Below are 26,124 nucleotides of genomic sequence, written 5' to 3' on the forward strand. Positions count from 1 at the left end.
TCGTTATGTCTTAAAAAAGCCGGATATCCATAGGATATCCGGCTTTCATTTTTCAAATAAATGGTTTGCAACTAAAGCAAAAATTTATTCAGATTTTTCTTCGTCAGCTGCTTCTTCAGTTTTTGCGGCTGCTTCCTGCTCTGCTTTAAGAGCTTCGGGAGGAGTATCTTTCATGTCTTTTCTATCTACATGATACTTCTCTGCCGGAGGTTTTCCACGATTATCTCTTTTCTTCTTAGGTACTTCCAGAGTCATTTCACATCCTTCAGTACTACGTGCAAAAACGAGAAAACCGGTGTGCCCGACCATACGGTCTTCAGGGCGCAGTCTTTCTGAAACAGGCTTATAACGGCGTATAAGAATTTCAACAACTTCAAGATCTGAGAAAGATGCTTTCTCAAGCCCTGCAAGCAGATCACTGACCTGATTGGTCGTTGGCAGCAAGAATCCGCACATAGCGCCCGGTATTACCGCTTTAGGGATATGATGCAGGTAATCCCATGGATTCGGCACATCGAGAAACAATGCGTCACAGTCTGAAGCCTGAAAACCATCTTCAATATTAAGGTTGAACTGTTCTACACGGTGATCAAGGCCAGCCCATTCAAGATTTTTCTTAACCAGATCATAAAATTCCGGACGTTTCTCGTGAGTATAAACTTTACCGGTATCACCTACGTAATAGGCCAGCGCAGTAGTCAGTCCACCTGAACCTGAACCAGACTCAACAATCCTTGCTCCGGGACCGACACCGAGTTTCAGCAGGAGGTATCCGATTTCTTTAGGATACATAATCTGGGTCTGACGCTTAACGCCTTTGATAAGGTCATGCACAGTGGGTTTCAAAATTTGATAATCACGGCCAAGATGGGTTTTAACTATTTTACCGTAACCCGCAGCAGCAATGTCATCCATGAGGATCTTTCCGTCATGGGTATGTATTTCATCCCCTTCTTTGATAACACGCAGGTAGCGTTTACCTTTGGGGTTGACTAACAGTATTACTTGTCCAGCTTCAAGCATCAGACTTTCCTCCTGATTGAATATTACGCCGGATTACGGATGAAATGGTCTAAAGTCAATGTAAAAAGCGTTTAAAAAAACGAATACAGCTGCAGACTTAAAATGCCTGAACCTCAGCATTATACACTTTATAAATACCTGATAAGAAATAATTTTGCCTTAAATCTCATACAATTCTAATAAATTATATCCTACTAAAGTTGATGATTATAATCCTGAAAACATATTTCGATATTTTTTAACTAGACGGACAGTTAAGAATTATAGCTTGAGTTTTTTGCTCTTTCAGAATAAATGCTTACATTCCTGCGAGTGGTGACTAACTCTCAAATATTATACGGTTTGAGTTCATATCCCTCACGGTTACAACACCTGTTATCCATGAGTTTTTTATACCGTTGTAAGTTTAGTCATTTACTGCTTGTGAATATTTCCTGTTTATATATGTAAACAAAAATTGTTGAGAGATTCTAAAAAAGACTTAATTCCTTTTTGCTGCCACAGTTAAGAACTGCTTTTCAAAATCGCATGTTACATTCAATTGGCACCAGAGTGAAATATCCTGTGCATTTTTGAATTCTTTTAGGTAAACAGGTAATGTAGGTTGAATAATTTCATTTAATTTGAATTTTTGCTTCTTGATGAGGCCGATATGGGTTATAAGTATGTCTTCGGGCCGGTTTTTTCCGGCAGACTTGGCCGTTCATTAGGACTTGATCTTCTTGGTGAAAGAATTTGCTCAATGGACTGCGTATACTGCGAAGTGGGTAAGACCGACAATCTTACCGGTGAACGGAAACCATACGTAACCGCGGCAGAACTTTTGCAGGAACTGACAAAGTGGAAGGGCGAGAAACATCAGAAGCCCGATATCATTACTCTGGGAGGGTTGGGTGAACCCACCCTTAACTCTGAAATGCCCGATATTATTCGGGGTGTTAAGAAACTTTTCCCGTCAATGAACATTGCGGTACTGACAAACGCAACTACAATGACGGACCCTGAAGTTCGCAGAGAACTTTTGGAAGCTGACGTAGTGCTTCCATCAATGGATTCTTTGATTACTTCTGAATTTAGAGCCATAAACAGGCCGTGCAAGGGAACTGACCCTGAAGCTATAGCCAAGGCTCTGATAGAATTCCGTAAGGAGTTCAAAGGTAAGATTTTTCTGGAAGTGCTCCTTTCACGGGGATATAATGATTCAGATGAAAACCTTTCAAAAATGAAAGAGTTCTGTATCGATCTTTCTCCGGACCGCATTGATGTGGTCACACTTTCACGTCCCGGTACTCTGGATAAGGCCGGCCCGGTTGATTCCGGTTCCTTAGGCCGCTGGAAAGAGGTTCTTGATGCCGCGCCCTCCAAAAACAGGGATTGCGAACCAGATACAGACGTGAAATCAGGGAGCAGCACGGATACATCCGCCCTTGTGCAGGCTGGAGACTCCGATGCATTTGACCGGATTCAGGCTTCTCTCATGCGACGGCCGCAAACAGCGCAGCAGCTTTCAAAAGCACTTGAAGTGTCACTTTCTAAAGTGGATGAAGTGCTCAAAGAACTGAGAAACAGCGGCAGACTAAGCGTCAGGCAAACTGGTGATGAAATTTATTACGATTGCAGGCTTGACGTAGATTCATGATTTTAGCACCTGAGTCCGGGGAAATTCAAACTTTTCCTTGGATTAGGATAATGACAGTTAACGACAATAAAAAGAAAAAAGAAAAAATGTTTATCAGCGTACTCCCCGAAGAACAGGTGGAAGTAGCGCTGACTCAGGAAGGTCAGGTTATCGAGTATTACGTTGAAATGCTCCATCAGGCCAAAACCAAAGGTAATATTTACAAAGGATACATCCACAATATTGATGCGGCTCTCCAGGCTGCTTTCATTAATTACGGGGCTGAAAGAAACGGATTCCTGCAGGTGGATGAGGTCCATCCTGAATACTATCAGGGTACCTATAAATTAAAAAAAGGGCACAGATTCCCTTTGCTGCAAAAAGTTCTTAAGCCTGGACAGGAAATCTTTGTTCAGGTGGTAAAAGAGCCTACCGGTAAAAAAGGGGCTTTCCTTTCATCATATCTATCCTTGCCGGGCCGTTATTTTGTTCTGACTCCAGGTCGAGAACAGATTGGTATTTCCCGCAAAATAGAAGATGAGAAAGAGCGCAGCAGGCTTAAAGAAGTCATAGACGAAGTCAATCCCGGTGCAGGCGTCGGAGTTATCGTGCGTACGGCCAGCACAGGACAGAGTAAGTCCGCTCTTAGACGTGATTTCAAATTCCTTACCAGACTCTGGAACGATGTTCGCGAGAAAGGACAGGACGCTAAACCACCATCTCTCGTTTATGAAGAGATGGGGCTGGCATCTCGCGCAGTACGTGATTATTTGTCCTCTGATGTTGCTGAAATATGGGTTGATGATAAGGAGACTGCCGAACAGGTTAAGAAACTTGCTTCGCTATCTTTTCCGCGTCGCAACAATCTGGTCAAACTTCATAGCGATACAGATAAGTCCCTTTGGGAACGCTTTAATCTGGTTAAACAAATTGAACAGATTTATGGACGAGAAGTAAATCTACCCTCCGGCGGGAGATTAGTATTTGACCAGACTGAAGCTTTAACTGCTATTGATATCAACTCCGGTAAAATCGGAGGCGAACGCAATTTTAAAGAAATGGCTCTGAAGACCAATAAAGAAAGTGCTGAAATGATTGCCCGCCAGCTTAAACTGAGAGATCTGGGCGGTCAGGTTGTAATCGACTTTATTGAAATGAAAGATCCTAAGCATTGTCGTGAAGTAGAAAAAACAATGCGCTCGGCACTCAAAAACGATCGGGCCAGAACGGATGTTGGGCGTATCTCACGATTCGGTCTTATGGAGCTTGTACGTCAGCGTTTAGGATCATCAGCCATTGCTGTGTCCACTGAGCCATGTCCAAGCTGTGAAGGGACAGGAATCCGCCGCAATATGGAATGGCAGTCCATGCAGGCCCTTAAAGACATATACAGAATGCTCAGAAAACCAGGATGCCCTTCGCCTTTGCTTTTCGAGGCAGAAGAAGAGCTGGCCTTGTACCTGCTCAATCATAAACGTGATCCAATCATTCAATATGAAAAGATGTTCGATACCAAAATTAATATCGAAGTCATCTGGGCGGATTAAGATTTTATAAATAGCTTAGAGGCAGCTCCTGAAGGTGCTGCCTCTTTTTTTATGGAGAGTAAGCCATGCCTTCCAAACGAATTTTGCTTCACGCTTGTTGTGGACCATGCTCAATTACCACCATTGATATCTTGCATGCGCAAGGTTTTGAAGTCTGCGCTTTTTTTTACAATCCTAATATTCACCCTTTACAAGAATACATTCGTCGGCGGGAAGGATTCCTTGAAGTTGCTAATAAAATGAGCGTTAAAGTTATCGGTAAGCTTGATGAATATGATTCAAAAAGATGGTTTCGCTCTATTGCATATCGTGAAGAAAACCGTTGTTTCCATTGTTATGCAGATCGACTGGAACGTACTTTATCATTGGCGAAAAGAGGTGGTTTTGACTTTTTCACCACTACCCTGCTCTACAGTAAATTTCAGCAGCATATGCGTATAGCAGATTTGGGAAGAGACATGGCAGGGACAAGTAAATGTAAATTTTATTACTATGATTTTCGTGAAGGCTGGAAAGAAGGTATTGAACGATCCAAAAAAATGGAAATATATCGCCAGCAATATTGCGGTTGTCTTTTCAGCGAAAACGAACGCTATGCGAAAGAGTTAAATAATTCTTAGCTTGTTTTAATATTTATATCCCGTTAATATATTACTAAGTTAGAGCTTTATCAAAAATATATACTACCTTTCGACATTGAAATCCGTGACAGGAATGGTGAGCATGGAAAAGCATTTAATGGTCTGCATACGCGCTGATGATGCGTCTTCATATGCAATCAGATTCATAAAAGATTTCTTCAATTCTCCTTGTGATGTCCGAATTACCTTAGTGAACATTGTTCCGCCTAAAGGATCATGGGACAAGAATAATGCTCTTAAGAACGGTAAACTGTTGCTGGAAGAAAAAAGAGACTGGTTTATCAACAACAGTTTCTGTGAAAAGAGCAGTATTGATTTCAAGACCATCCAGTCCAGAGGCAATACTGCCCGTGAGATAGTTCAGGAAGGCCACAAAGGCATGTATGATGCGATAGTATTAGGCCGCCAGACCTCAAGTATGCTGGAAGAATTTTTTGACTACAGCGTGGGCAGCAGAGTTATATGGGAAGAAATTAATTTTCCGCTCTGGTTCTGTAAATGCCCCCATGACATACCGAAGAAAGATATTCTTTTATGTGTTGACGAAGATGAACCTTCGCAACGAATTGCTGACCATGTCGGATTTATTCTCAATGATAACCATAACCACAAAATTACTATGCTTCACGTCCGAGACGCTAAAAGCAAAAAATCAGTTAACATTAAAGACGTTTTTGCTTTAACACGTGAACATTTGATCGGAAACGGTGTCAATCAAGAGCGCATTAAAGAACTTGTAATTGAAAGTAATAACGTTACAAAAGCAATACTGACAGAAGCGGCAAAGGGCGATTACGCTGCTGTTGCTGCTGGCAGAGGGGTTCACGATCGATCTGCGACTGAAAAACTTTTTCCTAAATCTGTTTGTGTCAACTTATTACAAGGACTTAAAGGAACTGCTCTGTGGATCAGCCGCTAATCTCATCTTCTAAGGAATATTGCTAATGGGTCTTGCTCCGGCATTTTTTAATGCACCTCTTCTGCAGGGTGATGGTAAAGAAGCCAGAAACCTTCTACTTTACATTCACGTCCCCTTTTGCCGTAGTAAATGTCATTACTGTGCATTTCATTCTCAGGTATTCAATCAAGTTACTTTTGCCTGGTACCTGAAAACTCTGCTGGCTGAAATTGAACTATGGGGGAAAAGGCTCAAGAGTCCATCTATTGGAACAATTTTCTTCGGAGGAGGCACTCCCAGTCTGATTCCGCCTTTTCAACTTGAAATGATTATGGATGCTTTGCGGAAGAACTTTACTTTTACAAAAGGGATGGAGATTACTCTTGAGGCTAATCCTGATTCCGCTAATGACCTGTCATATTTTCAAGCACTGAATTCAATGGGAATAAACCGACTAAGTCTCGGTTTTCAATCTCTTGATGACCGTAATCTTGTTGAACTTGGACGCCCCCACTCTGCAAGACAGGCTGCCGAAGCATACTTTTTTGCACGAAAGGCCGGATTCAATAATATAAGTATTGATCTAATCTGGGGATTACCAAATCAGAAAGTCAAAGATTGGAACAATGAACTGAGGGCTGTTGTTAAGCTCAAGCCTGAGCATATTTCATGCTACGGCCTTTCAATTGAGCCGGATACTGTTTTTGGTAAGCGTGAACAGGCTATGGACCTAGTACTTCCACCTGATGGAGAACAAGCGCGAATGTTTATATATGGCGCAGAATTTCTTGAGTCCATGGGTTATATTCAGTACGAAATTTCCAATTTTGCACGAATGGGTTTCATTTCACGCCATAATCAGGGCTATTGGGACCGGCTGGACTATCTTGGACTCGGTCCATCTGCAGTTTCAACAATCGGTGCTCGCAGATTTACTAATCCATTATACATGGACGAATATGACGCCGCAGTACGTGGTGGATATGCTGGTGAAGATTATGAAGAACTTACCGATGAAATCAAAGTTCAAGAGCTTGTCATGCTTAGCCTCAGAACATCTAAAGGCTTGAAACTTTCCGATTACAAAGAACTGACTGGAACTGATTTGACCAAAGAAAAAAAATCCATAATCAATGCCCTCTACAAAAACGGACTATGCCGTATGAGTGGAGGCTTTCTACGACTGACCAAAAACGGGATGCTGGTATCTAATTCTATATTGCAATCATTGGCATTTGATTAGCAAATGCTGTTTTCGTAAATATATAATATTAAATTTTGTTGAAATTTTAAAAGGCAGGAATCCTCCTTTAATGAGGATTCCTGCCTTTTATTTTATACTTGCAATGACGGAATTTTGAGATCTTCCGTAAGCATTACATGGACGTTTAGATTCGCATTATACGCTCTTACTTCATGTATTGCAGAAAAGGATTATCCGAAGAAAGGATAACCTTTGTATTTTTTTTGAAACTCTTTTCATAAGCTTCAAGTGACTTTTTAAAAGAGTAAAAGCGCTGATCTTTACCAAAACTATCAGCATAGATTTTGGTAGCTATTCCGTCACCTTCACCGCGCAATATTTCTGCCTTGAGATTCGCATCTGCCAGGGTAATTGCTCTTTCTTTATCTGCTTGAGCAGTGATACGCGCTGCCGCCTCGTTACCCTGAGAACGATATTGTTTGGCCATACGTTCACGCTCTGCCCTCATACGACCGTAAATTGCACGGGCATTTTCAGGAGGCAGATCAGTACGTTTAATCCGCACATCTTTCACTTCAATCCCGTAAGGGGAAAGCAATTCATTTGAAGTTTTAGTCACTTCTTCCATAATAGAAGTTCGGTCACTTGAGATAATTTCAATCAGTGTGTAGCGACCTAGAGCAACACGAAGTTCTGCATAGATAATATCGTCCAGCCGGGCTTGCGCACGAGGAATGGACCGAACGGTGCGGTAAAACTGCAAGGGATCGCTGATGCGCCACTTGGAATAGTTATCCACAACCATATTCTTTTTATCTTTAGTCAGAATTTCAGCCGGACGTGCATCGTATTCCAGAAGCCGTGAATCGAAATAGATTACGTTCTGGACAAACGGAAGCTTAAAATGGAGCCCTGGCCCCATCGGTCCGGATTTAGGTTTACCAAGCTGCAAGACAACTGCTCTTTCAGTCTGCTTTACAATATATGCACTTTGAGCAATCCCCAATACGGCAACTATAATCAGTATTGCCAGGGGAGCGGAACCTTTTTTGAGTAAACTCATATCCTTATCCCCTATTTTTTACCGGTTTGCACGGGAAAAACGCCCCCATCCAAAGACAGAAAAGGCAATGCTTTTTTCGCTGCATCATCTGACAGAATAACCTTTTTAACGTCAGGACTGGAGAAAATGTTTTCCATTGTTTCCAGATAGAGTCGTTTGACAGTAATGTCCTTGGCCTTCTGATACTCTTTGTAGACTGCCATAAAACGTTTAGCTTTACCTTCTGCTTCACGCACTTTCATTTCTTTGTACGCTTCAGCCTTGTTGATAATAACTGCCGCCTGACCTCTGGCCTTAGGCAGGATATCGTTTCGGTAAGCTTCTGCTTCGTTGATATAACGACTCTTGTCCTCACGAGCACTTGCAACGTCTTTAAAAGCGTCTACAACCTCATTCGGTGGATGCACGTTCTGCAGCTGTACTGCCAGTACGTTCACTCCGAGTTCATATCTATCCACAATTTCCTGTAATAACCTTCTGGTCTCAGTCTGAATCTGAAGTTTACCGGTAGTCAGTGCAAGTTCAATCTTGGTCTTACCGATAATCTCACGCATAGCTGCTTCAGCCGCATCCTGAATTGTCTTAGGCTGATTGCTTACCTTGAAGAGGTAATCTACCGGATCTTTAATCTGGTATTGCACGATGAATTGAACATCAACGATGTTCTCGTCACCTGTCAGCATAAGAGATTCTTCAGGCACATTGCGTGACTGCCCCTGAGTGAAGGAGCGCGAAGAGCCATAGGAACGAAAGCCGACTTCCACACGTCTGATCTGTGTGACCTTCGGTCTCATAACCGATTCAATTGGAACCGGAAGATGGTAATGCGGTCCAGGTCCGGTAGTAGTAATATACTTACCGAATCTCGTTACCACACCGACTTCATCGGGCTCAACAATATAGATTCCTGATAGGAACCAGAGCGCAATGATGCCGATTATGATATATTTTCCGCCCGGCAAGCCGGTACCGCGGAGTTTCTTAATGGTGGAGTTAATATCATCCACATTCGGCGGTTTCGGACCACCGCTGTTCCTCTGCCGTTGTTCGGATAATTTGTCCCAGTCCCAGTTCATATTAAATTTATAGGCGAGACGAGCCCACATATCAAGGAAAATCGAAGATATGCTATAATGTTAATAAAAAAATAATTTATTCAATAATAAAAACATACATTGTCCTTAGCTCTATTTTCTGAAATTAGAAATAATTACAGGATAACACTTATATTTATTTTGTTTTTCAATTCGTTAAAGAACCAAGAGAAAGCAAAAACGCCACATGACTGCACCTAACCGGCGTAGATTGAACTCTGTTTATATTCTGACTATTGACGTGGCTTTAAGTTAAAACTTAATTTCTATCCGACTTCACGCTATAAACATTAAAAGAATCTAACGATCAATATAATTAATCTCTTTTTCTTTGATATGTTATTTGATTTTAAAACCGTTCACTGCAATTTTCACTTCAGGAGCTCAACAGAATGATAAAAATGAATAAGGAAATATTCAGAGCATATGATATCAGAGGTGTCGTAGATTATGATTTTGATGAAGAATGGGTAGAAAAGCTAGGTCAAGCATGTGGTACATGGTTTCGAAGTAAAGGACAGAAGAGAGCTGTTGTCGGTCATGATTGCAGGCACAGTTCCCCAGTTTATCAGGCTGCAATCGTAAGAGGTCTTAATGCTTCAGGAATAGATGTTCTCATTTTAAATCTTGTTCCAAGTCCAGTTTTTTACTTTGCTGCTAAAAAATTACATTATGATGCAGGCATTATGATAACAGCCAGCCACAACCCTCCGGAATTCAACGGATTCAAAATCTGGAGCGATGGCACAACAATACATACTGATGACATTCAACAAATTTACAACATAATGAAATCACAAGATTTCGTTAATGGGAAAGGGATGGCATCTTGCCATGATATTGTTCCCTCATACGTCGAAGATCTACTTGAAAATATTAAGATAAAACGTCCTGTAAAAGTCGTGCTGGACGGCGGTAATGGAGCTGGCGGGCATATTGCCCTTGAACTGTTGCGTAAGGCAGGGGCTGAGGTCATACCGCTCTATTGTGATCCAGATGGAGATTTCCCGAACCACCACCCTGACCCTGTAGTTGAAAAATATATGGGAGACCTTTTTAAGGCTGTCGTCGATCATAATGCAGAAGCAGGAATAGGTCTGGATGGCGATGCTGACCGTATCGGAGCTGTAGATGAAAAGGGTAAACTTATTCCAGGTGACCGGCTTATGGCCATTTACTCGCGTGAGCTGCTCAGCCGTAAGCCTGATGAAACCATAATTGCAGATGTCAAATGCAGCCATCTTCTTTTTGAAGATATCAAGAATCATGGAGGCAGACCAATCATGGCTCGCACTGGTCATTCCATAATGAAAGCTAAAATGGCTGAGACCGGAGCAGGACTCGGCGGTGAGATGAGCGGACATATATTTTTTTCAGATCGTTATTACGGATTTGATGATGGTCTTTATTCAGCTCTTCGGCTTATCGAAATCCTTTCACATGAAAATGAGCCATTATCAAAAAGTCTTGAGGACTGGCCTGAAACTTTTTTTACTCCTGAACTTCGTATAGACTATCCGGAAGAAATTAAATTTAAACTTGTCGAAAATGCTGCTAGAGAACTATCCAAAGATAACAAGGTCATAGATATTGACGGAGTTAGGGTCATATATGATGATGGATGGGCTCTTGTTCGGGCATCAAATACTCAAGCGGCATTAACAATGCGCTTTGAAGCAGAATCACCTGAAAGACTTGCTGAGATTAGAAATACTATCGAATCTCTTTTAGATAAGTTAAGCGCAGAACTGACTAAATAACTATTTTTGATGCGCGAATTATTTTATATCATATGGTTACGCAAATATGATTTCATATTGTCTTTTTAATTATTAGCACAAAAGGATTACCTCTATGGCTATATTTTTAAAACCTCACGGAAATTCAGCCAGTGAAAAATTTTTAAGAATCATTGGTATGGTGGTAGTTTTAGGTATTGTAGCCTGGGCGTTCTGGACTAACAACCAGAGTACTCTTGAAAAAATTCAGGCACGCAACTCTCTTTGGGATCAGACAAAGGTACTGAGTAAATCTGAACGTAATTTTGTTCAGGGATTTATCAGAAGTATGCGTAATGAATTTGGTGTTCAAGTTAAAATCCATATTTTAACAGATCATATTGCTCCTAAGCAAGCTGAACCAAAAGAATTATACATCAAACTTTCTCCAGCATTCGAAGAAGTTGATATGCAATTTCCAGGTTTAGTACGTCACGCTTTAGGATCAAAATTTATATCAGAGCTTAAAAAAAACTATTTTACTGAAAATTTCAGTGACGATAAATGGCCAACAGCTTTGATGACAAGTTTATCCATGATTTGGGAAAGACTTGCAAAAGTAGAATCAGACCAAAGCGTGATCCCTGTGTACAGTGAGAGTGACAGTGGAAATGAGGATAAAAACATGACCGATCCAGAATCAGCTGGGTTTAAAGAATAAAGCAGGAATTAATGTCTAACAAAAAAATAACGATCTATACCGACGGCTCTTGTCTCGGAAACCCTGGACGTGGCGGTTATGGAGCCGTTCTTCTATTTGGCGAACATAAAAAAGAACTGTCGCAAGGCTATAAGAGAACAACTAATAATCGTATGGAAATGCGGGCAGTAATAGCTGCTCTCACTGAACTTAAAGAGACTTGTGATGTTACCCTTTATACTGACTCACAATATGTTAAGAATGCATTCACAAAGAAATGGATAGACAACTGGCAGAAAAACGGTTGGAAAACGGCTGCCAAAAAGCCTGTTAAAAACAAGGATCTATGGCTCCAGTTCATCCCATTACTGAAAAAACATACTGTCCAATTCAGATGGGTAAAGGGACATTCTGGAGACCCTATGAATGAACTTTGTGACGATCTTGCCCGCACAGCAGCATCATCCGGCAATCTGATTGAGGATGAAGAAACTTTATAGTAATACTCTCAGCCTATTTTAATTATGACAAAAAAAGTCCCCAGTTTCTTAAGAAACTGGGGACTTTTTTTAATGTTCGTTGAACTTACCTGACTAGTCAGGAGTAGTCAGTTCTCCGAGTTCGCGCTTAACGTCTGTTGCGATCTTGTAGAGCACAGTCAGAGTCAGTGCGCCAAGTGCGTAAACCATCATGGAAACCATAAGCTCTCTACCGGTAGGCCAGTAAACAGTGATTTCATTGAATGGATTCGGTGTGAAACCACCAATCAGCAAACCAAGACCTTTATCAATCCAAGTTGCAATAACAAGGATAGCAAGGCTCCAAGGCAGCAATTTCTGGTTGTAACGCAGTTTTGGAGGAATCAGCAACGCAAGGCTAAGAATAGCAAAGATTGCTGCTGTCCACATCCAGGGGACCAGTTCGTGGTGGCCGTGGCTACCGGCGAAAAGGTATGCCAGCGGATGTATATGTCCAGGCATATTGGAATAGAATGCGGTGAAAACTTCAAGCAGGAAAAAGAAGACGTTCACGCACATTGCGTAAGTAATAATAGTTGTGAGTGTTCCGATTGCACCTTTGCCTGGCTCGTATTTGGTAATCTTGCGAACAAGGAAAACCACGAGCAGCAGGATTGCAGGTCCAGAACAGAACGCAGATGCCAGAAAACGAGCAGCCAGAATAGCAGTAAGCCAGTAATGACGGCCTGGAAGACCAGCATACAGGAATGCTGTAACGGTGTGGATAGAAAATGCCCATACAATGGAGGTATAAGCCAGAGGCTTAATCCATTTAGGAGTTTCCACACGCTGACGTTCACATTCAAGGCATGTCCAACCGATGACAACGTTCAGAATCAGATAACCGTTCAGAACAATCATATCCCAGAAAAGGATAGAGTTTGGAGTCGGATGGAAGATAATGTTCAGCATGCGCTGAGGCTGCCCGATGTCAACGATAATAAAACCGAGACACATGACAACAGCAGCAATAGCCATGAATTCACCCATGATAACCATGCCTTTGAACTTCTTGTAATGATGGAAGTAGTAAGGCAGTACGATCATAACACCGGATGCGGCAAGACCGACAAGATAGGTGAACTGTGCAATATAGAAGCCCCAGGAAACATCACGGCTCAAGCCGGTGATGGTCATCCCTTCCTTGAGCTGTCCGAGGTATACGCAGAAGCCGGAAGCAATAACGAGCAGCAGGAAACCAATCCAGGCCCAGTACTTCGGTCCGCCTTTTAGAGCTTTTTCGAGCATATCAAGCTTCCCCCCTAGATAATGTAGTAAACGCCGGGCTCGGTGCCTGCGGTTGGTTTCCTACGGATGGTGAAGTTCTCCCTGAGAGCCTTTCTGACATTAGAATCAGGGTCCTGCAGGTCCCCGAAAACAATCGAGCCACCGGATTTCTCCGCACATGCAGGCAATTCTCCCACAGCAAGACGCTCTACGCAGAAGTTGCATTTTTCAACAACACCACGCATGCGTGTGGGGAACTTCGTATTGATCTTGTCCATATCCAGGTGAGTTCTGGGGTCCATGAAGTTAAAGCTACGAGAACCGTAAGGACATGCCGCCATACAATAACGGCAACCTATGCAGCGATGGTAGTCCATCGCAACAATTCCGTCAGCACGTTTGAATGTCGCTTTTGTAGGACATACGCGTACACAGGAAGGGAACTCACAATGGTTACAGAGTAAGGGGAATTTGTGTTTTTCCTGATCTTCTGAAGGAAAGTTGTTTTCCTGTTCAGGAAAAACTTCTCCGTAAGAACCGGTCCACATCCACTTGATATTCTGGTCAGATTCAATAGTCGGCACATTATGTATGTGGTGACATGTTTCAGCCAGAGCTTCAATTGCTTCTTCGGTATTAAGTTTGCGCGTATCAATTACCATTGCCCAACGCTTCGCGTGCAGGGAGTTGGAATTGACAACTGCGTGCCCTTCTTTGCTTGTTCCTCCACCGGATGCCATAGCGGCAGTGGCTGGAGCGAGGCAAAGTCCTGCTGCAGAGAGACCTGCAAACTTAAGGAAGTTTCTTCTACTCTGTTTCATTATTTTGCCTCCTTTGGAGGAACGTGGCAATCCCAACAGTAGGGAGTTACGCTGGCGGCATTATGACATTTATCGCAGAATTGTTCCTTGCTGGCATGACATTTCATACAGGTATTCTGAAGACTGATAGTGTATTTGTCGCCTTTGGCACTGATGTAGGTTCTTTTGCCCTCGCGAAGAGCCATATCTCTCCACTCGTTAAGAAGCTTCATGTGATTTCTACGCATGTTTTCAGTAGGCGCAACACATATTTTAGCATCTTTTGGCAATTCCAGTTTAGGCTCTTGAAAGCTTCCACCGATATTGAACCAGAATGGCATGGACACCAGGCCGAGGAATATAACCAGGCCAGTTATGATTTTTCCACCGTAATGCATGAGTTACCCCTCCTTCCCGGGCAGAGGATTCATACGAAGGTCGGTTTCCCTTTCTTTTTCGCCATCAAGAATGAGTGCGTTACCTACCAGTTCATGAACACCGCAGACGTCAACGCCTGGAGCCCAATAATTAGCAAGCGGGAGAAGGGTAGCACGGTCAATTGCACAGATGCAGGAGAGCATGTTTACACCGTTCTCATCCTGTACAGTTTTAAGTGCGTTACCGCGAGGCAGACCACCGCGCATACGAATTTCCATAATTTCATCTGTGTTCAGACCGGAACCGCCAGCACAACAGAATGTTTGCTCACGGATAGTCTGTTCAGGCATTTCGTGGAAGTTCTTAACAACGTTCTTAATCACGTAACGCGGCTCGTCCATAAGACCCATGGCACGAGCTGGGTTACAGGAATCGTGAAATGTTGTGATGATATGATCATTTCTGCTTGGATCAAGTTTCAGCTTATTATGCTTCATAAGATCTGCAGTAAACTCTGTGATGTGAACCATTTTGGTCTGACGGGCATTTTCAAACACAGTACCGGTAATAGGGCTCTTTGGAACTTCAAGGAAATTCGCAGGACCGTTCATGGTATCCATGTATTGGTTAATAACACGCCACATATGACCACACTCACCACCGAGAATCCATTTTACGCCGAGACGCTCAGCCTCTGCGTACATCTTTGCGTTCAGTTTCTTCATCATATCTGCTGATGTGAACAGACCGAAGTTACCGCCTTCAGATGCGTAAGTGGACAGAGTGTAATCAAGACCGATGTGATCAAACAGCATCAGATAACCCATGAAGGTATAAATACCTGGATCCGCAAAAACGTCACCGGAGGGAGTGATGAAGATAACTTCATGGCCCTTCTCGTTGATGGGAACGTTAATACGTTTACCGGTAATTTCCTCAATGTCGTCAACCATAAAATCAACGATATCTTTGAATGCGTGAGGCTGGATACCAAGATGGTTACCAGTACGGTTACAGTTGGAAACCGGCTCAAGAATCCAGTTGATGTTCACACCGCAAAGATGCAGCAGTTCACGTGCCATCATGGTTACTTCCGCTGTATCAATGCCGTATGGGCAGAACAGAGAACAACGACGACACTCGGTGCACTGATAGAAGTAGATAAACCATTCTTTAAGAACATCTTCGGTCATGACTCTGGAACCGGTGAGGGTACTCAGAATCTTACCTGCCATGGTAAAGTCCTTACGGTATACGGAACGCATAAGCTCCGCACGCAGAACAGGCATGTTCTTAGGATCACCGGAACCGATGAAAAAGTGACACTTGTCAGCGCAAGCACCACAACGAACACAGATGTCCATGAATACTTTAAGTGAACGATATTTACCGAGTCTTTCCTTGAAACCTTCGTGGACAATGTCCTGCCAGTTTTCAGGAAGTTTCCAGTCAACGTCAGCGGGATTCCACTCACGAGGATTTGGAAAACCAAGATACTCGAGTTTTTCCGCCTTGGCGGGGTAACACCAATTTCCCGGAGATGTATCTACCGGGGTATCCATCCATCCTGTGGACGGCGGCGTATAATTAATGCTTTTAAAAAGCTCATTAGCTTTTGGGAGGTCAGCCATGTCAACTCCTCATCAAAAGGTATTTTAAGGTCTAAGAAACATTAAGTCTATAAAGACTCTATGACTCTTTTTCCACCGGGAGACCCGCTTCAATCATTGGTTCCCTGAAGTCATCTTCGTAATCCGCATAGCTGTGAGGCTTGATGCTAGGATCATTCCAGGGGTTCTCATGATGCTTAATGCGCGTATCGTTGGGCATATTCCTTGTTGGTGAAAGGAAAACGCCACCAGCATGCATAAGCTTGCTGAATGGGAAGTATACCAGCAGTGTACAGACCAGGAAGAGGTGAACAAAGAAAACCACACTCACGCCTTCTGGAATTACAGGGCTTAAGGTTACCAGACCCATGGTCAGCTTCTTGAGGGCAATAATATCTACATGAGCGAAGTAGCGCATATAGATCCCTGAAAGGGCAATGCCTATGATGAGAAGCAGGGGAAAGTAGTCGGTTACCAAAGAGATGTAACGAAGTTTGGGGTCCCTGAGTCTGCGTCCGAGCAAAAAGCCCAGGCCGACAAGAATCAGAAGATCAGACATGTACAATCTGGGAACACCGATCTGCATAATGCCATCGATCATTTCTACAAACCCGATACAAACAGGTACAGGCTCGAAGAAAAGTCTCATATGCCTGATCACGATGAGCAGGAATGAGTAATGAAAGAGCAATGAAAAGCCCCACAACCATTTGGCTGAGGAGTATGTCACTCTTCCGTCCTTAAGAGCTACGGATGTGTTTCTGAACAAAGAACGGAAACAGCAGATCTCAAGAACCATACGGATAAAAGTTTGACCCGGAGTCACGGGGTTGTCAAAGCGGTCATGCTTGATAAAGTCCAAAGACTTCTGCTGTCCGCCCGTGGTCGGGATACTGAAAGGAACCGGGCTTTTAGCCCAGCCTATAATTCTGGAGGCGAAGCCTACCAGAAATACGGCAATTGCTACATACGGTAGCAACGTACCGAACAGTCCTGTCATATGTGCTGCACCAGCTCCGAAAAGAGCGATAAGCACCAGAGCAAAGACTAAAACGAGTGAGTACAAAGCGTTCATCTACCTTCACCTCGCTTATAACGTTTGGCTTCCAGAGGAAGCCGGCCACTACACCTGTCCGGCCCCTTTGGCCGAAGCGTCCTCGATTTTGTTGACCCGCCGAAGGAGCATATGATGAGATCTTTTAACCTCTTCAATTCTCATTTGCGCAATCAAGTCCCTATTCTTGGTATAGATGTCAAACGCGATAAGCCCCAGATTATCAATCCGGGCCTCAAACGCGAGCAACTCATCAAGTTTACCTTCACTTTTCAGTTCCTCCATGAACTCGTCTCTCAGGAGTTTCTTAAAAAGAAAGACAAAACTTAAAGCTTTAGATGGTGCAAAATCCTGAACTGTTCTTATTTTGATCAATTCATCAAGGGAATTTGCAAGATCGTCGGCACTTTTCCATTCAAGGATTAAATCCACCAATTCTCTGGTAATTTTCTTGATGGTAACACCGACAGGATTTGTAAAACGGTCATGATTGGATCTCCAGACTTCCTGAGTTTCCTTAGGATAAGAACCAAGAACCAGATCATACCATTTTTCTGCCAGCTCTTCTTTTTTTTCCGACAATTTTTGTACAAGACTCATTTTTAATTCCTGTATTAAACAATAGTAAATTTCAGACCATCACAATTATTTTTTGCGAAGATCAGAAATTAAAAAAGGCTCAAATAGAAGCCAATAGGAAAAGTTTGTCACACTGTGACTAACAGGACGATATTCCAGATACCCAGTGGTTCGTCAAGGGTTTTAACCCTTACTGAGATTATCAAAGGTATAAAAATCATTACCACTTAAGGGTTTCAATCATCGATCAAAGAGGATATTCAATGTTTTCATGAAATATTACGATTTTAATTACACATAAAAATCATCAATTGTACATTGAAAAACATCTATGAACTCTCAATAATCCCCGTCCCTGTGATGCTTAAATCACATACATCAAGGAAAGTAAAATGTCAGAACCGTTAATTTTGTATCCTAAAGGATGCCGCAAAGCTATTTTTATCCGAAGATATAAAAGATTTACTGTTGAAGCACGCCTTGACGGCCGGATAATCGGGGTTCACACCAATAATACGGGATCTATGCTCGGTCTTCTCCGAGAAGGACAGGAAATATTCATTTCTCCAGCCCAGAATCCTGATAGAAAACTTAAATGGACATTGGAAGCAGTAATGCCGGATGGTGAGATGATCGGCGTTAACACGGCTGTCCCCAATAAAATTCTTCAACTGGCTTTCGAAACTGGTAATCTCCCGGAACTGAAAGGCTACACTGACCTTAAGCGTGAAGCCAAAACAGGTAAAAGCCGTCTTGATGGTCTATTCACAGACGCAAGTAATAAACTGCCCAACCTGTGGGTTGAATGCAAAAATGTTACTCTCGTCGAAGATGAAGTTGCCTGTTTTCCAGACGCTCAGACCGAGCGTGGGCGTAAACATATTGTTGAATTAATGGATTTGGCTGATGGAGGTGACCGGGTCGCGCTTTTCTTTTTTATCCAGAGGACTGATGGAAAATGTTTCGGTCCGGCTGATGTAGTTGACCCTGAATACGCAGAACTTTTTTACAAGGCTATTGAGAAAAAAGTCGAATGCTGGGCATACGAAGCTGTCATAAACGAACAAGGAATCTCTGTCGGCAAGAAACTACCGCTAACAAACTGTAAGTAATGTTGTCGTAATTTATTTTCCCCCACTCTCTCCGATAAAATATTTTCTTTATGATATTTCACTTTGTAATAAAAAAAATCCCCCTTGAAGAAATTCTTCAAGGGGGATTAAAGATGCAAAGAAAGGCTTAATTATGCAACCGGCGGGGTAAAAACCCGTGCGCCAAGTTCTTTGTCCATGATGAACATACCGTTGCCTTTTCCCTCAATCAATCTCACCTTACTCAGAACGTCATTCACGTTATCTTCCTCTTCTACCTGCTCAGTTACAAACCACTGCAGGAAGATATTGGTCGCGTGATCTCTTTCCTCAATCGCAAGATCAACAAGATGGTTAATCAGAGCAGTTACTTTCTGCTCATGCTCAAGAACAGCTTCAATGCACGCAAGAGGGTTTTCCCACTTAATTTCAGGAGCATCAATAGCTGTAAGCTTTACACATCCGCCACGTTCATTGATGTAATCATAGAACTTCATAGCGTGGAATTGTTCTTCCTGAGCCTGAACTCTCATCCAGTTTGCAAACCCGCTCAGTCCAATGTTGCTGAAATAAGCTGACATGGAGAGATAAAGGTAAGCAGAGTAAAGCTCGGCATTAAGGTGTTCGTTAAGTGCTTTTTCAAGAACTTTGTTGGACATTTTAAGCATTCTCCGTAAATGGGTAATATTTTAATAACCCAGATCTTCATCAGTAATTTTGGTTGCAAAGACCTTATGCATCCAAAACTGGTAAGCGATGACGATTGGTACCATGATCAGTGCAACTGTCAGCATAATCTTAAGAGTCAGCTGACTTGAAGCCGCATTATGAATAGTAATTGAGTATGCCGGATTAATGCTAGAAGGAAGCAAAGCCGGGAACAATCCAATCACACCGAACATGGTAGTTGAGACAATAAGAGCTGAAGAACAAATCCATGCCTTCCACCATTTGCGTTCAGTTATCAGTACACGAACTTTAACTATTGCAAAGACCGGAATCACAAGTATCAGCAATAAAGCCGGGTAGGCCAGATAATTGCCGAGTAACTGTGTATATACACCTGTGAGAGCCAAAAAGGCAACATAAACAGCGACAAGTACCGGCCACAACACAGTCGCAAGATTTCCTGCGCGTTCATTTAGTTCACCGGTTGTGCGTACTGCCAGCCAGAGACAGCCATGCTGAGCAAAAAGCAATACAAAAAGAATACCGCCGCCAAGACCGTAAGGATTCAACAAGGTGAAAATATTGCCTTGGAATACGCCGTTTTCATCAAGAGGAAGCCCCATGAAAATGTTTGCAAAGGCGACACCTAGCAGCAAAGCAGGAAGAAAACTTCCTACTACGGTAGCCTTATCCCAGAATTTGCGAGACCAGTCACTTTCAACAAGGCCTCTGAATTCAAAAGCAACGCCTCTTATGATGAGTGCGATGAGAAGCAACATAAGAGCAGTGTAAAGACCACTGAACATAACTGCATATGCCTTAGGAAATGCAGCAAAAGTTACACCACCGGCTGTGATCAACCAAACTTCATTACCGTCCCAGAAGGGGCCCATTGATTTATAGATTGTCTGTCTGTCTTTCTCACTTTTTGCAAGAAAAGGCATCATTGCTCCAAGCCCCAGATCATATCCATCAAGCATAAAGTAAATGGCCCAGAGCAAGCCCCATAACAAGAACCATATGGATTCTAACATAATAATCTCCTTGTCTTACAGCTTCTTAAGCCTTCTCAGGTTCAGGTCCTTTACGGGCAAATTTTGCCAGCAGGAACAACTCTGCAGCACCCAGCAGGGTGTATAGAGAAGTCAGAGCAATAAATGAAAAGGCCACCTGACTTGTTACGATAGGCGAGACAGCATCGCTTGTCTTCATGATACCATAAACAATCCACGGCTGGCGTCCTACTTCAGCAACAGCCCAGCCTGCCCAGGTCGCAATATAAGGCAATGGAATAGCAAGAAGCATTACCTTCAGGTATAGCTTGTTCTCAGTAAGATTTTTCCTCTTCAGCCAGCCCCAGATGCACAGAAGCGGGAAGAGAGTACCAAGTCCGACCATTAGGCGGAAAGCAAGAAAGGTAATGGTGACTGGAGGACGGTCTTCTTTAGGCCACTCTTTGAGTCCTTTAACAGGAGCATCAAAGCTGTTGAAAGCAAGAAAACTAAGCCCACCGGGGATACCCAGAAATTCAACAGAATTAGTTTCATTTTTCTCGTCAGGCATCTGAAGGAGATACATTGGAGCCCCATTCTCAGCTGTATCCCAGAGAGCTTCCATAGCAGCAAGCTTCTCAGGCTGCTTAACAGCAACAGTCTGAGCGTGAGAATGACCTTGAGCTGCAACAGCAATAGAAAAAATAAAAGCTGTAACAAGTCCCATTTTAAATGACTTAGTGAAAAACTCCACTTCGTTTTTACGCAGCAGATGGTAAGCACTGATGCCCATAACAAAAAAACTGGCAACCATAAAAGCGGCAAAACCGTTATGGAAAAACTGTCCCCATGCAAAGGAATTGGAGATTACGGCAGTAAAATCATCTAACTCAGCTCGACCGTTTCTGATAACATAACCAACGGGATTCTGCATCCATCCATTGGCTAGAATAATCCAGACAGCTGATATATTAGATGAAATTGCTACAATCCAAATAAACATTGCATGAACTTTCGGTGAAAACTTTTTCCAGCCGAAAATCCATGCGGCAAGAAAAGTCGACTCCATAAAAAAGGCCACTGTAGCTTCAATAGCCAAAAGTGATCCAAAAATATCCCCTACATACTCAGAATAACGGGACCAGTTCGTTCCGAACTGAAATTCAAGCGTGATACCTGTAACGATACCAAGAACAAAGTTAATGACGAATAACTTTCCCCAAAATTTGGTCATGCGCAGGTAAATTTCTTTACCTGTGCTTGCGTACATAGTTTCCATTACGGCAACCATTACGGAAAGTCCCAGTGTGAGTGGTACGAAAATGAAGTGGAACATTGTTGCCATGGCGAATTGTAGCCTTGACAGCATCAGAACATCCATCATTCCTCTCCTTGTTCAATATGTTTTCAACAAAATGTTGAATCATCGTTCACAAATTACAATAACAACCACTCTAGGAAACTACGCAACACAGCTGCATAGCTGGGTGATACAATTGCAACCTGTTAACCTCTGGAAATTTTATCCAGAGCCTCCTGTGCCAACCTTCCCACTGATACTGATTGCAGTAAACAGTCTTTGTAAATATCAATAACAGTATCATTATCCTGCAAAGCTTCAAGTGCTTTGACAGATTTTAATGATTTTAAAGCACCAAGCCCCCAACATGCAGTACCTGCAATGACCGGATCAGAGTTTTGCAGAAAGCCTATAAGATCATTCCCTGCTGGAATAACCATTTCAGGTCTGTCCTGCGCAAGTCTTGCTACACCCCATACTGCTCCCCTGAGCAGAGTTGTGAATTCAAGATAGTTCTCTGGTTTTCCCTCTTCTGCGTGGCAATAACTCAAAAGAATTCGTCCATACTCTTCGGCCATGAGATTATTTACAGCTGTAATCTCTCCCATTGCTTCAGGTACGCCCCAGGCACATCCACCTGATTCCTCATTGAGCATCCACATTATCCGGCGCATTACTATTCGTGCTCGCGGAGCATCTTCAGTTGCTAGCTTTGAAACAACTTTACCAAAACATGTAACACCATGCCAGCGAACGATTACAGCAGGAGCACAAAGCGATGAAAAAAGTGGAGCAATGAGAGTTTGCATTGAATGCTGATCCATGAGTTTTGAAAACTCTAAATCCCAATCATCACAAGCTAAAGCAGTCACTACTGCTTTTTTTATTTTCCGTCCTACAGCCATAACACGCCTCCCTTCAGCACAAGTAGTGAATATTAGTTTTGAGGCAAAAGTTATTCATAAAAAGAACTGTTAGCGTTTTTGTAGCAACAAGTCTCTATTATTTAGAATTTAATCTAAATTTTAAATAAATTAAACCTAAAAAAATTGTCTACATACCAGTGGTATATACTGCGAGCCAGCATTCAAGCCAGCCCGCAGGGTTAAATTCTATTTACCGGTTTTTGCTTTCACTGCTTTAGCAATGTCCACACCCATCTGAAAACAATCCTTAAGACTGTCATGACTTGGGCGATTTTTAGCTTTAATACCGGGCTCAATAATTTCCATTTTCATGGTCTCCAGCCATTCCGTGAGGATATTCACACACTCACCACTCCAGCCGAAAGATCCAAAACAAGCACCAATCTTACCCTGAGGACGCAGACCTTTCACATATGTGAGTGCATCAGCCATACCGGGCAGAATACCGTTGTTGTGTGTTGGAGAACCGATCACAACAGCTGCAGAATCAAAAACTTCACTCATAATATCACTATGGTGATTTGCTTTAACAGCCATGACCTTTACGGACACACCTTCAGAAGCAATACCGGAGGCAATAGAGTTAGCCATGCGCTCAGTGGATTTCCACATTGTATCGTAAAAAATTACTGCTTTATTTTTAGGAGTCTGGTTTGCATACTCAGTATACTTCTCCAGAACATAAGCGACATCATCGCCTCTAAAAATAAGACCGTGGTCAGGGCAAACGGTGTCCAAATCAAGGTTAAGACCAGCAAATGTTTCAAGGGTTTTCATAACCTTTGGAGCATAAGGGGTAATGATGTTAGCAAAATACTGCTGTAACTGTTCAGAAACCAACTCTTTGCTAACTTCATCAACAAAACGTTCGCTGGAAGCAATGTTCTGACCGAATGCATCACTGGTAAAGAGCATTTTCTCTTCCGGGATGTAGGTAAACATATTATCCGGCCAATGCAGCATTCTGGTTTCGTAAAAACGCAAAGTGCGTTTACCTATAGAAACTTCTTCACCGGGCTTGATGATATGAATAGGCCAGTCTTCGCAGTCAAAAAAAGTATTAAGAGCTTTGCCCCCCATTGGAGAAACAAAGATTTTTTCAGGCTTGCAGACTTCAACCATACGGGCCAGACAACCTGCATGATCAGGTTCAAGATGGTTGACAACAATGTAATCAATTTCTTCAAGTTTAGTCAGATGGGACAAAGAACAAAGAAACTGGCTTTCAAATGATTTTGAAACAGTATCAACCAGCACCTTTTTCTCATCTTCAATGTAGAAAGCATTGTAGGTTGTGCCTTTAGATGAGTGGGCATAGCCATGAAAGTTACGACAATTCCAGTCGACTACACCAATCCAATGCACACCTTCTTTAATTTCAACAGGTCTCACTTTAACTTCCTAGTATTATTTCAGTTAAGTAAATAAAAGCCGGGAATTTTACCCGGCTTTTATTAAATTTATTCTTACAGCGCTTCCGAGTGATTAATCTTCAGGCTCGAAATCGTCTTTTCCTGCTCCACAGACAGGACATTCCCAATCATCAGGAATATCTTCAAATTTAGTACCGGGATCAATTCCACCATCGGGGTCACCCACAGCTGGGTCATAAACCCATCCACAAAGAGAGCATACATATTTCATTTTGAATCTCCGTAAGTAATTTTAAAATCAGCCAAGAGGTTTAAATGATTTTTTACTAGCTCCGCAGACCGGACATTTCCAGTCCTCAGGAAGATCAGTAAAAGCAACACCTTTAGCTATCTTACCTTTTCGATCACCCTTATCAGGATTGTAGATAAAACCACAATTAGACACCTGACACTGATACATATCTTTAGGTTCAGCCATGGTCAACTCTTAAGAGGAAGCTTTCCACAAGCCATGAAGATTACAGTATTCACGGGCAACTACCGGTCCGTCAAATTTACCGTAGAATTCAGCTTCGGGAGCCATACCAGGAGCAAGCTGTTTAAAATAACGAGTGTCACCACAAGCCAGCTCAATCCACTCGATCCAATGTTTTTCTTCCATAGGGTGGGAGACTTCACCAACTTTAACTTTATATCCACCGTCAATTTTTTCAATGACAGGAACATGCTTTTCTTTAGCAGCATCAACTGTATTTTCAGTCATAAGTTTCATCGGGCTTCCACAGCAAACCAGTTCTCCGGCACCGCCATGAATAACCATAGTAATGTTACCACAAGCATCACATTTATAAACTTCATACAATTCAGCCATGTTACCCTCCGCAGAAAATTAAGTTTTTACCAGTTTTCACAGACCAACTGAAAATGAGCCTCTGGATGTGCACAGGCAGGACACTGTTTTGGAGCTGTATCCCCAGTATGGATATAACTGCAATTCTGACATTGCCATACTACAGGACCATCTTTTTTGAAAACCTTACCATCATCAATATTCTTTGCAAGGGCAAGATAGCGTTTTTCATGAAATTCTTCTGCAACAGCGATGGCTTTAAAAATTGCTGCGACAGTATTAAAACCTTCTTCTTCCGCAATTTTAGCGAACTCAGGATACATATGCTCCCACTCTTCTCTTTCACCACCGGCTGCAGCCTTAAGATTTTCAACAGTGGTTCCTACTACGCCTGCGGGAAAGGAAGCTGAAACTTCAATTTCGCCACCTTCAAGAAGTTTAAACAAACGTTTTGCATGTTCTTTTTCCTGATTTGCAGTTTCTTCAAAAATTTTAGAAATCTGTACAAAGCCTTCTTTTTTGGCTTGAGAAGCAAAGTAAGTGTAACGGTTGCGTGCCTGTGATTCACCAGCAAACGCAGTCAAAATGTTCTTTTCAGTACGTGAACCTTTAAGTCCGGACATTTTCTTTCTCCTTCATAATTTTATAAATAATAGATTAAGAGTTAGTAATAAAACAAATGTAACAAGTATCAAGATTGATGTCAGTTTTTTTATACAAAAATATCCCTTCAGACAGTTATAAACTACCCTACCTGACTAAAATGTTGAATTATATTTTAGTTAGAATCTTTTCTGCACTCTGGACATAAGCCAAAATACTCAACAGAACACCCTTTTACAAGATATCCACGAGATTGAGAAATATCCAGCTTAGGAGTATCTACCTCATGCTTCACATCATCAACCTTCCCACACTCCATGCATCTTATGTGCGGATGTGGTGTAGCCATGCCGTCAAACCGGTTTTTTCCACCGGTTTCAATCTTAAGGATAACTCCATTTGCAGCAAGCAGCTCAAGATTTCTATAAACAGTACCAAGACTGATATTAGAAATCCTTTTCCGAACCAACTCATACAGCTCGTCTGCCGTGGGATGGCAAGTAAGTCCCTTGAGCTCTTCAAGAATGAGTTCCCTTTGCTTTGATCTTCTTTGTCCTATTTTCATAATGACCTCTTGATACACTAGTAGTAATAGTTCTCATTTTAGTCAAGTTGTTTGTCAAGCTGTACATATTTTTTACGCACAAC

At 42.3% G+C, this 26,124-nt stretch carries 28 protein-coding genes; 9 read left to right on the top strand and 19 right to left on the bottom strand.

Annotation, left to right across the window (positions count from 1 at the left end; all coding sequences use genetic code 11):
- Positions 1-84: 84 nt before the first annotated feature.
- Positions 85-1,023: a tRNA (adenine-N1)-methyltransferase gene (locus tag H589_RS0101955; RefSeq protein ID WP_027720465.1), complete on the bottom strand. Its 939-nt coding sequence runs from the start codon at positions 1,021-1,023 to the stop codon at positions 85-87.
- A gap of 652 nt (positions 1,024-1,675) precedes the next feature.
- Here H589_RS0101955 and H589_RS0101960 point away from each other — a divergent pair.
- The 5 genes from H589_RS0101960 to hemW all read left to right on the top strand — a co-directional run bounded on the left by H589_RS0101960 (position 1,676) and on the right by hemW (position 6,970).
- Positions 1,676-2,662: a radical SAM protein gene (locus tag H589_RS0101960; protein WP_027720466.1), complete on the top strand. Its 987-nt coding sequence runs from the start codon at positions 1,676-1,678 to the stop codon at positions 2,660-2,662.
- Positions 2,663-2,712: 50 nt separating this feature from the next.
- Positions 2,713-4,188 (top strand): Rne/Rng family ribonuclease, encoded by a 1,476-nt coding sequence (locus H589_RS0101965; protein WP_027720467.1) that lies wholly within the window; start codon positions 2,713-2,715, stop codon positions 4,186-4,188.
- Positions 4,189-4,253: 65 nt separating this feature from the next.
- Positions 4,254-4,808, top strand: a complete 555-nt coding sequence (locus tag H589_RS0101970; RefSeq protein ID WP_027720468.1) for an epoxyqueuosine reductase QueH — start codon at positions 4,254-4,256, stop codon at positions 4,806-4,808.
- 103 nt (positions 4,809-4,911) lie between these two features.
- A complete protein-coding gene (locus H589_RS0101975) occupies positions 4,912-5,748 on the top strand; it encodes a universal stress protein (protein ID WP_027720469.1) in 837 nt (278 codons plus the stop codon).
- A 25-nt stretch (positions 5,749-5,773) separates the two neighbouring features.
- Entirely contained in the window at positions 5,774-6,970 is a 1,197-nt protein-coding gene (hemW, locus tag H589_RS0101980; RefSeq protein WP_027720470.1) for a radical SAM family heme chaperone HemW, read from the top strand.
- A gap of 166 nt (positions 6,971-7,136) precedes the next feature.
- Here hemW and hflC read toward each other — a convergent pair whose 3' ends face one another.
- Together hflC and hflK are read right to left on the bottom strand one after the other, a co-directional pair.
- Positions 7,137-7,994: a protease modulator HflC gene (gene hflC / locus H589_RS0101985; protein WP_027720471.1), complete on the bottom strand. Its 858-nt coding sequence runs from the start codon at positions 7,992-7,994 to the stop codon at positions 7,137-7,139.
- A gap of 11 nt (positions 7,995-8,005) precedes the next feature.
- On the bottom strand, positions 8,006-9,070 hold the full coding sequence (hflK, locus tag H589_RS0101990) for an FtsH protease activity modulator HflK (RefSeq protein ID WP_156891636.1): 1,065 nt from the start codon (positions 9,068-9,070) through the stop codon (positions 8,006-8,008).
- 410 nt (positions 9,071-9,480) lie between these two features.
- Between hflK and H589_RS0101995 the strand changes: the two genes are divergently transcribed.
- The 3 genes from H589_RS0101995 (at position 9,481) to rnhA (ending at position 12,006) form a co-directional block, all read left to right on the top strand.
- Entirely contained in the window at positions 9,481-10,848 is a 1,368-nt protein-coding gene (locus H589_RS0101995; RefSeq protein WP_027720473.1) for a phosphomannomutase/phosphoglucomutase, read from the top strand.
- A gap of 94 nt (positions 10,849-10,942) precedes the next feature.
- Positions 10,943-11,527, top strand: a complete 585-nt coding sequence (locus H589_RS0102000; RefSeq protein WP_027720474.1) for a hypothetical protein — start codon at positions 10,943-10,945, stop codon at positions 11,525-11,527.
- An 11-nt stretch (positions 11,528-11,538) separates the two neighbouring features.
- Positions 11,539-12,006 carry a ribonuclease HI gene (gene rnhA / locus H589_RS0102005; RefSeq protein WP_027720475.1) on the top strand — a complete coding sequence of 156 codons (468 nt, stop codon included), beginning with the start codon at positions 11,539-11,541 and terminating at the stop codon, positions 12,004-12,006.
- 93 nt (positions 12,007-12,099) lie between these two features.
- On the opposite strand, the gene dsrP is transcribed toward rnhA, so the two are convergent.
- The 6 genes from dsrP to H589_RS0102035 are packed head-to-tail and all read right to left on the bottom strand — an operon-like array spanning position 12,100 to position 17,693.
- Positions 12,100-13,272, bottom strand: coding sequence for a sulfate reduction electron transfer complex DsrMKJOP subunit DsrP (gene dsrP, locus H589_RS0102010; RefSeq protein ID WP_027720476.1), 1,173 nt, complete (start codon positions 13,270-13,272; stop codon positions 12,100-12,102).
- A 14-nt stretch (positions 13,273-13,286) separates the two neighbouring features.
- Positions 13,287-14,072 carry a sulfate reduction electron transfer complex DsrMKJOP subunit DsrO gene (dsrO, locus tag H589_RS0102015; protein WP_027720477.1) on the bottom strand — a complete coding sequence of 262 codons (786 nt, stop codon included), beginning with the start codon at positions 14,070-14,072 and terminating at the stop codon, positions 13,287-13,289.
- On the bottom strand, positions 14,072-14,449 hold the full coding sequence (dsrJ, locus tag H589_RS0102020) for a sulfate reduction electron transfer complex DsrMKJOP subunit DsrJ (RefSeq protein ID WP_027720478.1): 378 nt from the start codon (positions 14,447-14,449) through the stop codon (positions 14,072-14,074). Before dsrJ ends, dsrO begins: the two co-directional genes overlap by 1 nt.
- 3 nt (positions 14,450-14,452) lie before the next feature.
- The gene (dsrK, locus tag H589_RS0102025; protein WP_027720479.1) at positions 14,453-16,060 is read right to left on the bottom strand and encodes a sulfate reduction electron transfer complex DsrMKJOP subunit DsrK; all 1,608 of its coding nucleotides are present in this window, start codon (positions 16,058-16,060) and stop codon (positions 14,453-14,455) included.
- A 58-nt stretch (positions 16,061-16,118) separates the two neighbouring features.
- Positions 16,119-17,114, bottom strand: coding sequence for a sulfate reduction electron transfer complex DsrMKJOP subunit DsrM (dsrM, locus tag H589_RS0102030; protein ID WP_027720480.1), 996 nt, complete (start codon positions 17,112-17,114; stop codon positions 16,119-16,121).
- A 48-nt stretch (positions 17,115-17,162) separates the two neighbouring features.
- The gene (locus tag H589_RS0102035; protein WP_027720481.1) at positions 17,163-17,693 is read right to left on the bottom strand and encodes an RsbRD N-terminal domain-containing protein; all 531 of its coding nucleotides are present in this window, start codon (positions 17,691-17,693) and stop codon (positions 17,163-17,165) included.
- Between the two features lie 371 nt (positions 17,694-18,064).
- Between H589_RS0102035 and sfsA the strand changes: the two genes are divergently transcribed.
- Entirely contained in the window at positions 18,065-18,784 is a 720-nt protein-coding gene (gene sfsA, locus H589_RS0102040) for a DNA/RNA nuclease SfsA (protein WP_027720482.1), read from the top strand.
- 131 nt (positions 18,785-18,915) lie between these two features.
- Here sfsA and H589_RS0102045 read toward each other — a convergent pair whose 3' ends face one another.
- The 10 genes from H589_RS0102045 to H589_RS0102090 all read right to left on the bottom strand — a co-directional run bounded on the left by H589_RS0102045 (position 18,916) and on the right by H589_RS0102090 (position 26,041).
- Complete coding sequence (locus H589_RS0102045) at positions 18,916-19,422, bottom strand: ferritin (RefSeq protein ID WP_027720483.1); 507 nt, start codon at positions 19,420-19,422, stop codon at positions 18,916-18,918.
- 30 nt (positions 19,423-19,452) lie between these two features.
- Complete coding sequence (gene cydB, locus H589_RS0102050; RefSeq protein ID WP_027720484.1) at positions 19,453-20,466, bottom strand: cytochrome d ubiquinol oxidase subunit II; 1,014 nt, start codon at positions 20,464-20,466, stop codon at positions 19,453-19,455.
- Positions 20,467-20,491: 25 nt separating this feature from the next.
- Positions 20,492-21,805 (bottom strand): cytochrome ubiquinol oxidase subunit I, encoded by a 1,314-nt coding sequence (locus H589_RS0102055; RefSeq protein ID WP_027720485.1) that lies wholly within the window; start codon positions 21,803-21,805, stop codon positions 20,492-20,494.
- Between the two features lie 125 nt (positions 21,806-21,930).
- Positions 21,931-22,629 (bottom strand): DVU0298 family protein, encoded by a 699-nt coding sequence (locus H589_RS0102060; RefSeq protein WP_027720486.1) that lies wholly within the window; start codon positions 22,627-22,629, stop codon positions 21,931-21,933.
- A 207-nt stretch (positions 22,630-22,836) separates the two neighbouring features.
- Positions 22,837-24,042: an FprA family A-type flavoprotein gene (locus H589_RS0102065; RefSeq protein WP_027720487.1), complete on the bottom strand. Its 1,206-nt coding sequence runs from the start codon at positions 24,040-24,042 to the stop codon at positions 22,837-22,839.
- Positions 24,043-24,135: 93 nt separating this feature from the next.
- The gene (gene rd, locus H589_RS21035) at positions 24,136-24,294 is read right to left on the bottom strand and encodes a rubredoxin (protein ID WP_027720488.1); all 159 of its coding nucleotides are present in this window, start codon (positions 24,292-24,294) and stop codon (positions 24,136-24,138) included.
- A gap of 27 nt (positions 24,295-24,321) precedes the next feature.
- Positions 24,322-24,501 (bottom strand): rubredoxin, encoded by a 180-nt coding sequence (locus tag H589_RS21040; protein ID WP_027720489.1) that lies wholly within the window; start codon positions 24,499-24,501, stop codon positions 24,322-24,324.
- Between the two features lie 9 nt (positions 24,502-24,510).
- A complete protein-coding gene (locus H589_RS0102080; protein ID WP_027720490.1) occupies positions 24,511-24,894 on the bottom strand; it encodes a desulfoferrodoxin in 384 nt (127 codons plus the stop codon).
- A gap of 26 nt (positions 24,895-24,920) precedes the next feature.
- A complete protein-coding gene (gene rbr / locus H589_RS0102085; RefSeq protein ID WP_027720491.1) occupies positions 24,921-25,496 on the bottom strand; it encodes a rubrerythrin in 576 nt (191 codons plus the stop codon).
- 155 nt (positions 25,497-25,651) lie between these two features.
- The gene (locus H589_RS0102090) at positions 25,652-26,041 is read right to left on the bottom strand and encodes a Fur family transcriptional regulator (protein ID WP_027720492.1); all 390 of its coding nucleotides are present in this window, start codon (positions 26,039-26,041) and stop codon (positions 25,652-25,654) included.
- Positions 26,042-26,124 lie beyond the last annotated feature (83 nt).

The organism is Maridesulfovibrio zosterae DSM 11974 (assembly GCF_000425265.1).
GTDB classification, from domain to species: Bacteria; Desulfobacterota; Desulfovibrionia; order Desulfovibrionales; family Desulfovibrionaceae; genus Maridesulfovibrio; species Maridesulfovibrio zosterae.